This window comes from Flavonifractor sp. An100, assembly GCF_002161175.1.
Classification (GTDB): domain Bacteria; phylum Bacillota; class Clostridia; order Oscillospirales; family Oscillospiraceae; genus Lawsonibacter.
Map to the genome: position 1 here is coordinate 46,206 of NZ_NFMA01000018.1, position 12,740 is coordinate 58,945.

The 12,740-nt window shown below is 60.7% G+C and carries 14 protein-coding genes; all 14 read left to right on the forward strand.

Going from position 1 to position 12,740, the window contains the following annotated elements; genetic code table 11:
- Positions 1–171: 171 nt before the first annotated feature.
- On the forward strand, positions 172–780 hold the full coding sequence (locus B5E43_RS10605; RefSeq protein ID WP_158099029.1) for a Crp/Fnr family transcriptional regulator: 609 nt from the start codon (positions 172–174) through the stop codon (positions 778–780).
- A complete protein-coding gene (locus B5E43_RS10610; protein WP_087396543.1) occupies positions 780–1,460 on the forward strand; it encodes a PP2C family serine/threonine-protein phosphatase in 681 nt (226 codons plus the stop codon). Before B5E43_RS10605 ends, B5E43_RS10610 begins: the two co-directional genes overlap by 1 nt.
- A gap of 9 nt (positions 1,461–1,469) precedes the next feature.
- A complete protein-coding gene (locus B5E43_RS10615) occupies positions 1,470–2,477 on the forward strand; it encodes a hypothetical protein (RefSeq protein WP_087396545.1) in 1,008 nt (335 codons plus the stop codon).
- 26 nt (positions 2,478–2,503) lie between these two features.
- Entirely contained in the window at positions 2,504–3,784 is a 1,281-nt protein-coding gene (locus B5E43_RS10620) for a CpaF family protein (protein ID WP_242964807.1), read from the forward strand.
- Positions 3,785–3,799: 15 nt separating this feature from the next.
- On the forward strand, positions 3,800–4,678 hold the full coding sequence (locus tag B5E43_RS10625) for a type II secretion system F family protein (RefSeq protein ID WP_087396547.1): 879 nt from the start codon (positions 3,800–3,802) through the stop codon (positions 4,676–4,678).
- Between the two features lie 13 nt (positions 4,679–4,691).
- Complete coding sequence (locus B5E43_RS10630; protein ID WP_087396549.1) at positions 4,692–5,747, forward strand: type II secretion system F family protein; 1,056 nt, start codon at positions 4,692–4,694, stop codon at positions 5,745–5,747.
- Positions 5,748–5,785: 38 nt separating this feature from the next.
- Positions 5,786–5,959, forward strand: a complete 174-nt coding sequence (locus tag B5E43_RS15140; RefSeq protein WP_158099030.1) for a hypothetical protein — start codon at positions 5,786–5,788, stop codon at positions 5,957–5,959.
- Positions 5,960–6,058: 99 nt separating this feature from the next.
- Entirely contained in the window at positions 6,059–6,292 is a 234-nt protein-coding gene (locus B5E43_RS10635) for a hypothetical protein (RefSeq protein ID WP_087396551.1), read from the forward strand.
- A 34-nt stretch (positions 6,293–6,326) separates the two neighbouring features.
- Positions 6,327–6,989: a TadE/TadG family type IV pilus assembly protein gene (locus B5E43_RS10640; protein ID WP_087396553.1), complete on the forward strand. Its 663-nt coding sequence runs from the start codon at positions 6,327–6,329 to the stop codon at positions 6,987–6,989.
- A gap of 10 nt (positions 6,990–6,999) precedes the next feature.
- Positions 7,000–9,558: a DUF5702 domain-containing protein gene (locus B5E43_RS10645; protein ID WP_087396555.1), complete on the forward strand. Its 2,559-nt coding sequence runs from the start codon at positions 7,000–7,002 to the stop codon at positions 9,556–9,558.
- Positions 9,558–10,304 (forward strand): hypothetical protein, encoded by a 747-nt coding sequence (locus B5E43_RS10650; RefSeq protein ID WP_087396557.1) that lies wholly within the window; start codon positions 9,558–9,560, stop codon positions 10,302–10,304. Before B5E43_RS10645 ends, B5E43_RS10650 begins: the two co-directional genes overlap by 1 nt.
- Positions 10,301–10,834, forward strand: coding sequence for an A24 family peptidase (locus B5E43_RS10655; protein WP_087396559.1), 534 nt, complete (start codon positions 10,301–10,303; stop codon positions 10,832–10,834). Before B5E43_RS10650 ends, B5E43_RS10655 begins: the two co-directional genes overlap by 4 nt.
- A 13-nt stretch (positions 10,835–10,847) precedes the next feature.
- Positions 10,848–12,158, forward strand: coding sequence for a WG repeat-containing protein (locus B5E43_RS10660; protein WP_143382998.1), 1,311 nt, complete (start codon positions 10,848–10,850; stop codon positions 12,156–12,158).
- Positions 12,155–12,740: DUF6382 domain-containing protein (locus B5E43_RS10665; RefSeq protein WP_143382999.1), on the forward strand; the 586-nt coding region annotated here is incomplete at its 3' end. The genes B5E43_RS10660 and B5E43_RS10665, both read left to right, overlap by 4 nt.

Sequence of the window (12,740 nt, forward strand, 5' to 3'; positions counted from 1 at the left end):
GAAAGGGGGGCCAGGGCCTTTGAAATGGGGCGGACGTTCAGGAAAAAAGAGGAAAAAGGCCTGAGAAACGAAAAAAATTGACCTAGGATAATGCTGGAAGCTAGTTGCAACTAATAATAAAAAAATCAAAAGAAAATGGTTCGATATCTGCCATGCCAAGAGGGTGACAGGATGGAGATTCAAGAGTTCCTGAGGGACTATTTGCACCTTACGGATGAGGGGACCGTAGGGCAGGTCCTCCAGATAGCCAAGATAGAGCATTTTAATAAAGGAGAGCTGCTGTTTGAGAGCGGACAGAGGCTGACCAGCCTGACCTTTTTGCTTTCGGGGGTTCTGCGCGGCTTTTTGATCGATTTGAACGGAAAGGACATCACAGACTGCTTTGCCTATCGCCCCGGAGAGGCGGCCATGCCCTGCAACCGGCTGGACCAGGTCGCCCAGATCAGCATTGAGGCGGTGACCCCCTGCGAGGTGCTGAAGATCCCGGTGCCCGCGGCGATCCAGCTGATTGAGGAGAATCCCCAGCTGTGCCGGCTGTACAACCAGTACTTGATCCAGGCCCTGGAACGCCACTGGGAAGTCAAGATGCTGATGTATCAATATACAGCTATGCAGCGCTACGAGTGGTTTTTGAAACGTTATCCGGAGCTGGCCCAGATGATCAGCGGCCGGTATATCGCCTCTTACCTGGGGATGACTCCCGTCACCCTCAGCCGGTTGAGAGGCAGGCTGCGGAAAAAGGCGGGGGCGTCTTCCCGGCCTGTGGAGGAATTGGAGTAATGCGGGGCCGGTACTATGACGGCATCAGCCTGCGGAACCGGCGCCCCACCAATATGGACAGTCTGCTGGTGAAGGAGCGGACCATTGCCGGGGAGTGGATCTGTCTGGCGGTGGTGTGCGACGGGGTGGGCAGCCTGGAGAGCGGAGCGCTGGCGGCGTCGCAGGCAGTGCAGCAGCTGGGGGCGTGGCTGAACGGACTGGAGGACATAAGCCGGGCGGGCCTGAATCTTCGTCAAGCGGTGCTGCGCATCAATGAACAAATCATAGACCAGGCGCGGAACCTGGGAATACGTACTGCAACCACCCTTTCCGCCTTATTGCTGACGGGAGGGCGGTACTATATTGTCCATGCGGGAGACAGCCGGATCTACAGCTGGGGCGAGGAAGGACTGCGGCAGCTAACCCGGGATGACATCACCCAGGAGGGGAAGCTGTCCGAGTGCATCGGCCGCAGCAGCCGGCCGTCTTTGTTTTACAGCGAGGGGGAGAGCGAAAAGCGGATCTTCCTGCTGTGTTCAGACGGACTGTATAAGCGGATGGAGCCGGACTATCTGAGCCGCCAGCTGGAGCGGGCGGACCGGGGCGAGTTCCGGAAGGCAATGGAGCACCTGGTGGAGTATGTGGTGGACCGGGGAGAGCCGGACAACATCTCCGTGGCCATAGTAAAGAGCAGAGGATGAGGAAAGGGTATGAAAATCCAGCTGTTGATCGGAATACGGGACGAAGACTATGTGGAGCATCTGTCTCAGGTGCTGCTGGAGCGGTACAGCGATCTGTTTGAGGTGAGCGTATGTTCCAGCGAGGAGCGGCTGGGAGAGCTGAGCGGCCGGACGAGCTTTGAGGTGGCCCTGCTGTCGCCCTCCATGGCCCAGCAGGCCAGGCTGGAAGGGATTCGCCTGCCTTTGCTGCTCTGGGACGGAGCCACACCGGTGGAGGGGGCGTTGGAGCAGCTGCACCGCGTGCGGCAGTACCAGCGCATCTCCGCCCTGGTGGGGACCATCCTGGAGGAATATGCCCAGGTGTCGGGCGGCGGACGAAGGGAAGGGGAAAACCGGGCCAGAATCACGGCGGTCTGGGGCCCGGCGGGCGGAACCGGCAAGACAACCGTGGCCCTGGCCTACGGGGCCCGGCTGGCCGCGGAGGGCCGGCGGGTGGTCTACCTGAATCTGGAGCATTTTTCCAGCGTCCCGGCCTGCTTCCCCATGGGAGGCAAGAGCATCAGCACCGCGTTTGAAAAGCTGGACAGCGATCTGGGCCTGCTGATGCAGAGCATCCGCCAGCAGGACGGCGCCTCCGGCCTGTCTTATTTCTGCTGCCCCGACAATTACGACGACATGAATCTCCTCACCCCCCAGGACCTGAAGCGGCTGGCGGAGGCCTGCGGCCAGGGGGCGGATGAGGTGGTACTGGATCTGCCGGCGGTGTGTGACCAGCGGGTGCGGGAGCTGCTGGACTGTGCCGGCCAGATCTATGTGGTACTGGACGGCTCCCGGATCGGCTGGAGCAAGTGGAAGCAGTTCCGGGACCAGAACAATGTGTACGGCCAGCTGCTGCCCAAGCTGGTACTGGTGGCCAATAAGGGATGCCGCCCGGAGGAGGTCCGGGGAGAGCGGACGGTTTCTCTGCCCTATGTGAAGTCCGACGATCCCGTAACGGTGTATAAAACCCTGTCGGCCAGCAGTTCCTTCCAGGCGTAAACCGGACAGAGAGAGGAGCCCGTCCCATGACTGAGAGCACCCGAAATCAGCTCATCGCACAGTTAAAAACAGAGGTCCACAGCCATCCGGATTTGACCAGCATGGATGACCATCAGCTCCAGGCTCTGATCGCCGCCACCCTGGAAAAGAAGCTGGAGTGGGCCCGGACCAGCAGTCCGGAGGCCTACCGGGAGCTGTCCGGCCTGAATTTTATGGAAAAGCGGCTGGTGACCACCGCGGTATACGAATCCATCCGGGGACTGGGTGTGTTGGGGCAGATCATTGCCGATCCCAATATCACAGAGGTGATGATCAACGGCTACCGGGACATCTTTGTGGAGCGGGCGGGACGGCTGACCAAGCTGGACAGCCAGTTTGAAAGCCGCCAGGAGCTGGAGACCATCATCACCAAGTTCGTCTCCCAGGCGGGGCGGGCGGTCAATGAGAGCGAGCCCATTGTGGACACCCACCTGGAGGACGGCTCCCGTGTCAACGTGGTCATGCCCCCGGTGGCCCTCAACGGACCCATCGTCACCATCCGCCGCTTCCCCAAAGAGGCCATGACGGTGGAGAAGCTCATCCAATACGGCTCCATCACCCCTGAGGTGGCCGATGTGCTGCGCCTGCTGGTCTCCTCCCGCTACAACATCTTTGTCAGCGGCGGAACGGGCAGCGGCAAGACCACCTTTCTCAATGCCCTGTCCAACTTTATCCCCCGGGATGAACGGATCATCACCATTGAGGACTCCGCTGAGCTTCAGATCAAGAACATCGACAACCTGGTCCGCCTGGAGACCCGCAACGCCGGCCCCGACGGCAGCGGCGCCATCACCATCCGGGATCTGATCAAGTCGGCCCTGCGTATGCGCCCGGACCGGATCGTGGTGGGCGAGGTGCGCGGCGCGGAGGCGCTGGATATGCTCCAGGCAATGAATACCGGCCACGACGGCTCTTTGTCCACCGGCCACGCCAACTCCACCGCGGATATGCTCCGCCGTCTGGAGACGATGGTGCTCCAGGGAGCGGAGGGGCTGCCGCTGGAGGCCATCCGCCAGCAGATCGCCTCGGCGGTGGACATTGTCATCCACCTCTCCCGGCTCCGGGACAAGAGCCGGAAGACCATGGAGATCGTGGAGATTCTGGGCTACGATACCGCCCAGCGGCAATTTGTGGTCAATCCCCTCTACCAGTTCCGGGAGGGCCCGGAGAGTACCAAGTCCAAGGTGGTGGGTGCGCTGCTGCGCACGGAAAACCCCATGCGCAACGTCCAAAAGCTGCGCAACGCCGGTATCGACCGAGTGATTTAAGGTGGGAGAGTAACCATGGGAAACAATTTGTTCGCGCCTGCCCCCCAGGCTCCGCAGGAGGCCCCCCAGGCCAAGGGGACGAAGCCATCCAGGCAGCCGAAGCCGCCCAAGCCGCCCAAGCAGTCCAAACAGACGGCGGGCGGGTCCGCACTGCCCGACTATACCCGCAGCGGAAAGGGCATGCTGGACAGTGTGCTGGCCTTTTTCGCCGGCTTTTTGGGAGGCTTCGCGGTCCTGTACATCTTCTATAAGCTGCTCCCGGCGGCGCTGGTGGGCGGTGTGGCCGCGGGAACCGTCAACATTTTCGCCGCGGAGCAGGGCGCTCTGCGCAAACGGAAGTTCAAGCTGCGGGAGCAGTTTTTCGACCTGCTTCAGGCCATGTCGGTGGCCATGCGGGCGGGCAATCCGGTGCTGAAGGCGCTGGAGAGCGCCCGGGAGGACCTGGCCCTCATCTACCCCGAGCGCAGCGACATCCTGGTGGAGCTGGACGGAATCATCGGAAAGTTCCATAACGCCGTCCCCCTCTCCCAGGCCTTCTCCGATTTCGCCCGGCGCAGCGGCCTGGAGGACGTGGCCAGCTTCGCCTCCATCTACGCCACCATTGAGGGCAAGTCCAGCCGGGCCGACGAAATCATTCGGGAGACCCAGCAGATCATTGCCGACAAAATGGAGATCGAAATGGAGATCGACACGCTGATGACCGCCGCCAAATCAGAGGTCAACATCATGCTCTTCATGCCCCTGGTCATCCTGGGGGTCATCGGCTACGCCGGAGCGGGCTTTATGGACGCCATCTACACCACGGCGGTGGGCCGTATGGTGGCCACGGGAGGGCTGGTGGTGTTTATCATCAGCTTTGTGATGGCCCGTAAATTCAGCAACGTAAAGATATAGGGAGGGAAGGGCTTTGCTCATTGTTGTAATGGCGCTGGCCACAGCGCTGACAGTGGCCTGGTTCCTTTTGCTGGGTATGGCCTGCCAGGAGGACTGGATCACGGCGGCCTACAATCAGGTGCTGGACAACCGAACCCAGGCGGACAACGTCCGCCGCAAGGCCCGCCAGCGCCGGGAGAAGCTGGCCGAGTACCACGGAGCGGCGGCCCGGGTAATGGGGCTGTTTTTGGGCGACACGGGCGAAAAGGAGCTGCGGCGTCTGGAGCGGGACAATCAGCGGCTGCAAAGGGGCGACCTGCGCAGCGTCAGCCTGTTTGTCATTCCCGGCTACGTGCTCCAGCGGCGGGTGGAAGGCATTGGCCGCAGCGGAGTCTATAAGAAGATCGTGTCCCAGTACACAGAGATTTACGGCAAAAAGTTTGCCATCAATAAGAGCAAGCAGCTGCTGGCCAAGCTGCTCTCCTACCCCATTTTAGGGGTGGCCCTGTCCCTGATGCTGGGGACCCTCCTTCTGGGCAGCGGAAACGCCAGCGCGGGCCTGGCGGTGATGAGCGTGGGGACGGCGGCGGTGCTGGTGCTGGTGTATGCGCTGTACGATGAGATCAGCGACCAGGTGACCAAGCGCAGAGAGGCCATCAGCCGCCAGTTCCCCAACGTGGTGTCCAAGCTGGCCCTGCTGGTCACGTCCGGGATGATCATGAGCCGGGCCTGGCGGGAGACGGCGGAAAGTCAGGAGCTGGAGCTGTACCAGGAGATGCGCCGGACCGCCGAGGAGCTGGACAACCTGGTGGACCCGGAGGCGGCCTATACCAATTTTATCAACCGCTGCAACACCAAGGAGACCACCAAGCTGGCCTCTGCCATCATCCAGAACCAGTCCAAGGGCAACGCGGAAATCGGAGCGCTTCTCAAGGAGATGGCCCACGAGGCCTGGCAGGAGCGGCGGCACACGGCCAAACGGGATTCGGAAAAGGCCAATTCCAAGCTGATGATCCCCACCATGCTGCTGTTTGTCACCATTCTGGTGATGCTTATGGTGCCGGTGGCCATGAACTTTGCCAGCCTGTGACGGCGGAAGGGGCGACCGGGGAAAGGAAGGCGGATACCGTGGAAAAGGGCGTCAGGACGTTTTGGAACGATGAGGCGGGAGGAATGCTGCGCCCGGTCCTCCTGTCTCTGCTGCTGCTGGTGATACTGGGCGTGATCATAGTGACATCCGAGGGGCTGATGGCCATTTTGGAGCCGCTGAAACGGGTCAGCTGGCTGTTCCGGCTGGGATAAAGGGGTACCTGCGCTGGGACCATGGAAATGGAAGCGGCGTTTGTACATAGATTACGAGCATTATCCTTCCGCCGGTGTGAGGCGGGAGGAGGAAAGGAGATGGAGCGTTTTATGTGGAATCAAATCAATCGGCTTCCTCTGTTGGCCTATCTGGCGGTCACCGGCTTTGTCCAGGATCTGAAGAAGGATGAGCGGGGGCTGTCCGGCGTGGTGGTGGCCGTGCTGCTCATTCTGGTAGCGGTGCTGGCCGTGGTGATGATCTGGAACTTCCTGGGCGACTGGCTGCAGGAACTGTTCGATCAGATCACCGGAAAAGCCGGAGGCATTGCGTAACCTCAAAGACAGAGAAAAAGGGAGAGTGGCCGCCTTGAACAAACGAATCAGCCTCTGGAAGGATACGAGAGGGGATGCCGTGGTCGAGGCGGCCATCCTTTTCCCCATTATTATCATGGTGTTTGCCGGCTTAGTACTGCTGGCTGTCTATATGCCCACCCGGGCGGTGCTCCAGCGTGCCACCCAGTATGCGGCCACGGCCATTGCCACCGGCCGCAGCGACACCTGGCTGCGCTTTGACCAGGGCGATATGGAATACTACTGGCTGGAGGAGCGGGGAGATCTGGAGAATGTGTATGCCTCCCTCTTCCGGGCCGTGCTCAACACGGCAAAGACGGATGAGGCTTCCCAGGCCGAGGATATCGTCACCACGGTGGAGAAGCAGGGGATTTTTCAGCCCCCGGGGAATTTGAAGGTGGAGCTGGGGGTAGTGAATTACGTGATCTATAAAGAGGTGGTGGTGACGGCCACCCGCACCATCCCGGTCCCGGTGGACCTGTCCTTCGTCCGCTTTCCCAAAGAGATCCCCATCACCGTCACCTCCACGGCGGTGGTGGAAAACGGAGACGAATTTATTCGAAATGTGGATTTAGCGGTGGATTTTGTGGAATATCTGGACGAAAAATATGAAATTTCCAAGGTATTTGAGAGCGTGGGCAAGGTGTGCGACAAATTCACCGAGTTTTTAGGGATATAGGGGCGAGAGTATGAGGAAATTCTTACGGGACTGCCGGGGAGCGGTGACGGTATTCGTCACCCTGCTGCTCATTCCGGCCACCCTGATCTGCGGCACGGGAGTTGACATTGCCCGGCTTTTCGCGGCGCGCAGCGTGGTGCAGGACGCCAACCAGCTGGCGGCCAACTCGGTGCTGGCCAGCTACGACGCCATGCTCCAGGACCTGTACGGCCTGTTCGGCGTGATGAAGGATGACCCCACTCTGGCCGGTATGATCGACGACTATATCCAGGTGAGCGTGTTTGGGGAGGACTGGCAGGAGGAGGGCATGGGTACCTTCCAGCTGTTCTACGGTTCCAATCTGAATGCGGGGGAAATTGTCCCCGCCGCGGACAAGAACCTGAAAAACCAGGAGGTCCTGCGCCGCCAGATCGAGGAGTACGCCAAGTTCCGGGCCCCGGTGATCATTGTGGAGGAGATCCTGGGTATCCTGGACTCCTTCGAAAAGGTCAAGGCCGACGCCAAGGTCATCAAGACCAAGATGGATCTGGATGACAAGGTGGAGGACATCGAAAAGATTTATAAAAGGATATACGCCAAGATCCAGGAAGTGAATCAGATCGAGCAGCATGAAAATTCAGCCATGCAGTCGGTGAATACATACCTGAAAAATGTCCATGAGGAGCTCAAGAGTCTGTACAACACCCGTTGGATGTGGACAGAAGGGAAGCGGGAAGGCCGGATGGAGGAGTACCTCACCGACCTGGAGACCAAGTTCCAGGATATCAAGGACAACATTGCCTCGCTGCTCAAAGGGGGAACGGTCCAGCAGGGGTGGATTCCCGGGGATTTTGATGGCAGCGGCGAGTTTCAGGAGGGCTATTGGGCCAGCAGCTATAAGAGCGACGGCCTGAGCAAGGCCATCGGGGACTGGAAAAAGACCCTGGAAAACGACATGAAGCTGCTGGCGGAGCTGGAGAAGCTGTGCCAGTCGGCGGACGAAAAGAAGAGCGAACTGGAGGAGCTGCTGTCGGATCTGGAGGGGCAGCTGAACAGCGGGGAGTGTTCCTCTGACCTGAAAAAGGGCATGGAGCAGAAGGATGCGGACGGAAAATCCACACTGGACCGCTATCGGGACCTGCTGAAATACAAGCTGGAGCCCATGGCCAGCGCCGTGTCAGCCAAGAACGGGCCCCAGATCCAGTCGGTGATCGACCTGCTGGATACGGTGTGCTTGAAGGACCAGAGCGACGGCTCCCCCAGCATCTCTCTGAACAATTTAAAGGACCTGGACCACATTTCGGAGTTTTCAATCGCGTTTGAACTGGAAAATGAGCAGCGCGCCGAAAAGCTGCCGGACACCCTGAAGCAGTTGCAGGAGATGAGCAACTGTTCCTATTCCCTGCCGGGGAAGTTCCTCCTCTTCCAGGACAGCAGCTTCACCACCAAGAACCGGGAATTTTATCAGGTCCTGGAGAGCATGTATAAGAATGAGGGGGACAGCGACAAAAAGGACACGGCCAAACAGGCGGTGACCTCCCTGTTTTCCAAGGCCCAGGGGCTGTTTGACGGCTGGACCTATGAGCCCGAGGGGGCCTGGAAATACAAGGAGGAGTCCCCGGCCAACGACAGCTCCAATTTCGGCTCGGGAACCGACTGGGGGGACGAGGACGCGGCCAAGGATGAGACCAAAAACGCGCTGAACGGAAACCTGCTCAGCAGCTTGGGGGATATGGCCGGGAAGGCCGCCGACAAGATCCTGCTGCTGACCTACTGCAGCGAGATGTTCTCCTGCTACTCCACGGAAGAGGACGGCAGCGAGACCAATATGGCCGGGATCCCCCTGAGCACCGACGTCAACTACTATTTCCAGTCGGAGCTGGAGTACCTCTATAACGGCGACCTGCACTCCGCCAAAAACAACCTCAAGGCGGTCACCAGCATGCTGTTTCTGGTGCGGTTCGTCTTCGACTATGTGGCCTCCTTCAGCATCTCGGAGGTGAACACGGCGGTCAACGGGGTCAAGGCGGCTCTGAGCGGCCTGGGTCCCTTCGCCTTTGTCATCGCGGAGCTGGCCCGGGTGGCCATCGCCATGGCGGAGGCGGCCCTGGACGTGAAGGCCCTGCGGTCCGGGGCGGAGATCGCCCTGTATAAGACCAACAGCACGTGGCGGTTCAGCGTAAGCGGAGTCATCGATGCGGCGGCCGGCACGGCGGGGGAGATCACGTCCAAGAAGGGTGACCAGGACAGCGATCCGGAGCCCGCCCTCTCCTATAAGGATTACGTGCGGCTGTTCCTGCTGCTCAAGGACGGGGATACCCTGGCCCAGCGGGCATCGGAGCTGATCTCCCTGAATGTGACCAACAAGAAGGAGAACATCGGGAATCTGTCCGACCGGACGGCCCGGGAGGATGCCATGAGCAAGGCGGAGCGGTTTGACATGGGGCAGGCCATCACCGATTTCAGTCTGACCACCACGGTGGACCTGCGCATGCTGTTTTTGTCCATGCCGCTGTTCCAGCGCGGCGTCAACGGCACCGTCCCGCCGGGCACTCTGGCCCTTTCGGTGACGGATTACAGGGGGTTCTGATGGAGATGGGAAGAAAGGACGAAGGCGGATACATTGTGGTGGAGACCCTGGGGTCCTTCACCCTGTTCGTACTGTTCATGGTGGCGATCCTCAGCCTCATCAACATCACCGTGGTCCAGGTACGGGTGCATTACGCCATGACCCAGGCGGCCCAGGCCCTGTCCATGTACAGCTATGTGCTGGATGTGACGGGGGCGGCGGGCCACATGACCAATATGGCCAGTCAGGCCGGCCAGGTCCAGGGGGAGATCGATGAGTTCCGCACCAACCTGGAGGGGGTCCTGACGGGGATGGAGAACCTGTCTCCCGACCAGGTGGGGGCCAGCGGCGAGGCGGCCCTGGGTCAGGCCAAGGGATGGATGGAGGACACCGCCTCAGATCCCAAGCAGACCCTCCGCCTGGTGCTCAACTACGGGCTGCAGGAGGTAGAGAACAGCGTCTTTGCCGCCGGAGTGAAGGCCATGGTGGGCCGGTACCTGTCCAACGGGGCCATGACCGGCGACGAGTTTTTAAAGGCCTTTGGCGTGGAGGAGGGGCTGGACGGCCTGACCTTCTACGACTTTGACGGGGCGGGCAATGACAGCATCCTTTTGGACGCCGACGGAAACGTGAAGCTGGCGGTGCGCTATGAGGTCAATTATACCTTCGGCGCGCTCCCGCTGCCCTTTGAGCCGTCTCTGAAAATCTCCCAGGTGGTAAAGACCAAGGCCTGGCTGGGAGGCAATGGAGAGGGGTATCAGCGGTGAAAAAAGAAGTGATCTGCTGGCTGCCCCTGCTTCCCCTGGCCGGTGTGGTGCTGGCGCTGCGCCTGGGCAGCATGGAGGGGATCTCCCTTCTGCTGTGGATACTGCTGCTGGCCTTCGGCTACGGGGCGGCGCTCTGGGATCTGCGGCAAAAGCGGGTGCCCAACCAGCTGGTGACGGGCATGCTGGGCGCCTGGGTGCTGGTGCTGGTGCCCCAGCTGTTTTTCCAAACGGATACGGCTCTGGTGGCCCTCATCAGCGGAGGAGTGGGCTTCCTTCTGGCCGGAGGAGTGTTTCTGGTGGTATACCTGATCAGCCGAAAGGGGCTGGGGGGAGGGGACGTAAAATTCATGGCGGTGGCCGGGCTGTATCTGGGAGCCGCAAACGTCCTGCCCGCCATGCTGTATGGATGCGTCCTCTCGGCCGTGACAGGGTTGGTCCTGCTGGGGCTGAAACGGATCGGGCGAAGAGATACCATCCCTTTGGTGCCTTTTTTGTATGTGGGTATGGTATTGACAATGGTGTTCCGATAGGAGGTTACTGGGTTTGAAGCGTGGAAAGAGGATATTGTTGGCGGCGGGCTGCGCGGCGCTGCTCCTGCTGTCCTGGCTGATGGCCATTACGGCCAAATCAGATACACAGCGCCAGGCGGAGCTGATTGCGCAGGCGCAGGCCTACCTGGAAGACGAGGTCTACATCCGCTGCGTCCCCGTGCTGGAAGAGGCGGTGGGATACAGCGGAAAGCACACCGAGCAGGCCGAGGAGCTGCTCAAGCAGGTCTATATCCACCTGTTTGATCAAAGCGGCTACCGGAGCAAGTATACCAGTTTGCTGGAACAGCAGATGGCCCGGAAGGATCCCAAGCCCGACGTGTTCCGGGAGGCGGCGGAGTACTATCTGGACATCTCCAAGGAGAGCACCGCTCTGGAGGTGCTGCGGGACGGCATTGCCAAGACGGGGGACCAGGGGCTGGTGGACCTCTATGAGGCCAACCGCTATCTGTTCAAGCTGGAGCGTTCCACCTATCAGAACGTGACCGCCACCGTGGGCAACACCATCCAGGTCCAGCTGGACGGGAAGTGGGGGCTGGCGGACGCCACCGGCTCCCTGCTCATCCCCTGCCAGTACGACAAGGTCAGCACCTGCTGGAACGGGCGGACCATTGTGAGTGAGGACGGCCTGATCACCGCCGTGGACCAGAACAACAACCGCCTGGCCAAGCTCCACGAGCAGGCCGGGGATTTCGGCAACTACGCCCAGGACCGGGTGGCCCTGAAGCTGGAGGACGGCTGGCATCGGGCCAGCGGGGAATTTGCGGTGGGCAGCGCCGCCTTTGAGGAGATCGGCATGTATTCCGATGGATACGCCCCGGCTAAGAGCGGGGGGAAATGGGGCGTGGTGGACTTGGAAAACGAGTGGCTCGTCCCGCCCGAATACGACCAGATCATCCAGGATGAGCTGGGCCGCTGCTATGCCCAGGGGGCCGTGTTCGTCCGCCAGGGGGATCAGGTGCTGCTGCTGGTGGACGGCGAGCAGGTGGGGGAGCCCTACCAGGACGCCCGTCCCTTTGCCGACGGCTACGCCGCGGTGGAGCGGGACGGCAGGTGGGGCTTTATCGACACCCAGGGCAACGTCCAGATCGACTTCCGCTTTGACGACGCCCTCTCCTTCGGCCAGCACCTGGCCGCGGTGAAGGACGGAGACTTTTGGGGCTATGTGAGCCTGTCTGGTGAGATGGTCATCGAACCTCTTTTCCTCCAGGCCAAGAGCTTCAGCCAGGGCAGCGCCCCGGTGCGCACCGCGGATGGCTGGCAGTTTATCACGCTATTGGAGTATGAAAAGGGGTTGAGCCTATGAATTACACCATCCAGAGTAAAAGCGACCTGTCCGCCGGAGCCATGCTGGTGGTGACCTTTCCCGAGGAAGAGCTGGACCGAAAGGCCTTGGAAACCATTCAATTTGACCCGCCCGGATTTCTGGTGCCCTTCCGGCACCGCAGCGTCAACGGCCAGGTGGAGTGCACCTACCAGCTGGGCAGCCGGACGAAGCTGCAATACCGCTTCGGCAGCCGCAGCCCCAGGGACTATGTGGCGTTCTGGGAGCAGGTGCTCCAGCCGCTGCTGGACTGCGGAGACTGGTTTTTGACCCCCTACTCCTTTGTGATGGACCCACAGTATCTCTTTGTGGACCGGCAGGGAGGCGAGGTGAGCTACCTGTACATCCCGTCCAAAGAGCCCTGTTCCGACTACGGCACGCTGTGCTCTCTGGTGGCCGAGCTGTCCCGGCGCAATGGGGTCACGGACCCCGCCCTGGAAAATAAGGTGCTGCGGGCCATCATGCAGGACTTCCGGCCAAAGGAATTTTTAGGGATGCTCCGTCAGGCCATGCGGGACGCCCCCGCTCCTCAGCCGGCCGCTCCCGCCCCCGCTCCGGCTCCCG

Coding starts and splice junctions, on each gene's coding strand:
- B5E43_RS10620 (WP_242964807.1), top strand. CDS start 2,504: ATGACTGAGAGCACCCGAAATCAGCTCATCGCACAGTTAAAAACAGAG.
- B5E43_RS10610 (WP_087396543.1), top strand. CDS start 780: ATGCGGGGCCGGTACTATGACGGCATCAGCCTGCGGAACCGGCGCCCC.
- B5E43_RS10625 (WP_087396547.1), top strand. CDS start 3,800: ATGGGAAACAATTTGTTCGCGCCTGCCCCCCAGGCTCCGCAGGAGGCC.
- B5E43_RS10615 (WP_087396545.1), top strand. CDS start 1,470: ATGAAAATCCAGCTGTTGATCGGAATACGGGACGAAGACTATGTGGAG.
- B5E43_RS10605 (WP_158099029.1), top strand. CDS start 172: ATGGAGATTCAAGAGTTCCTGAGGGACTATTTGCACCTTACGGATGAG.
- B5E43_RS10650 (WP_087396557.1), top strand. CDS start 9,558: ATGGAGATGGGAAGAAAGGACGAAGGCGGATACATTGTGGTGGAGACC.
- B5E43_RS10645 (WP_087396555.1), top strand. CDS start 7,000: ATGAGGAAATTCTTACGGGACTGCCGGGGAGCGGTGACGGTATTCGTC.
- B5E43_RS10635 (WP_087396551.1), top strand. CDS start 6,059: ATGGAGCGTTTTATGTGGAATCAAATCAATCGGCTTCCTCTGTTGGCC.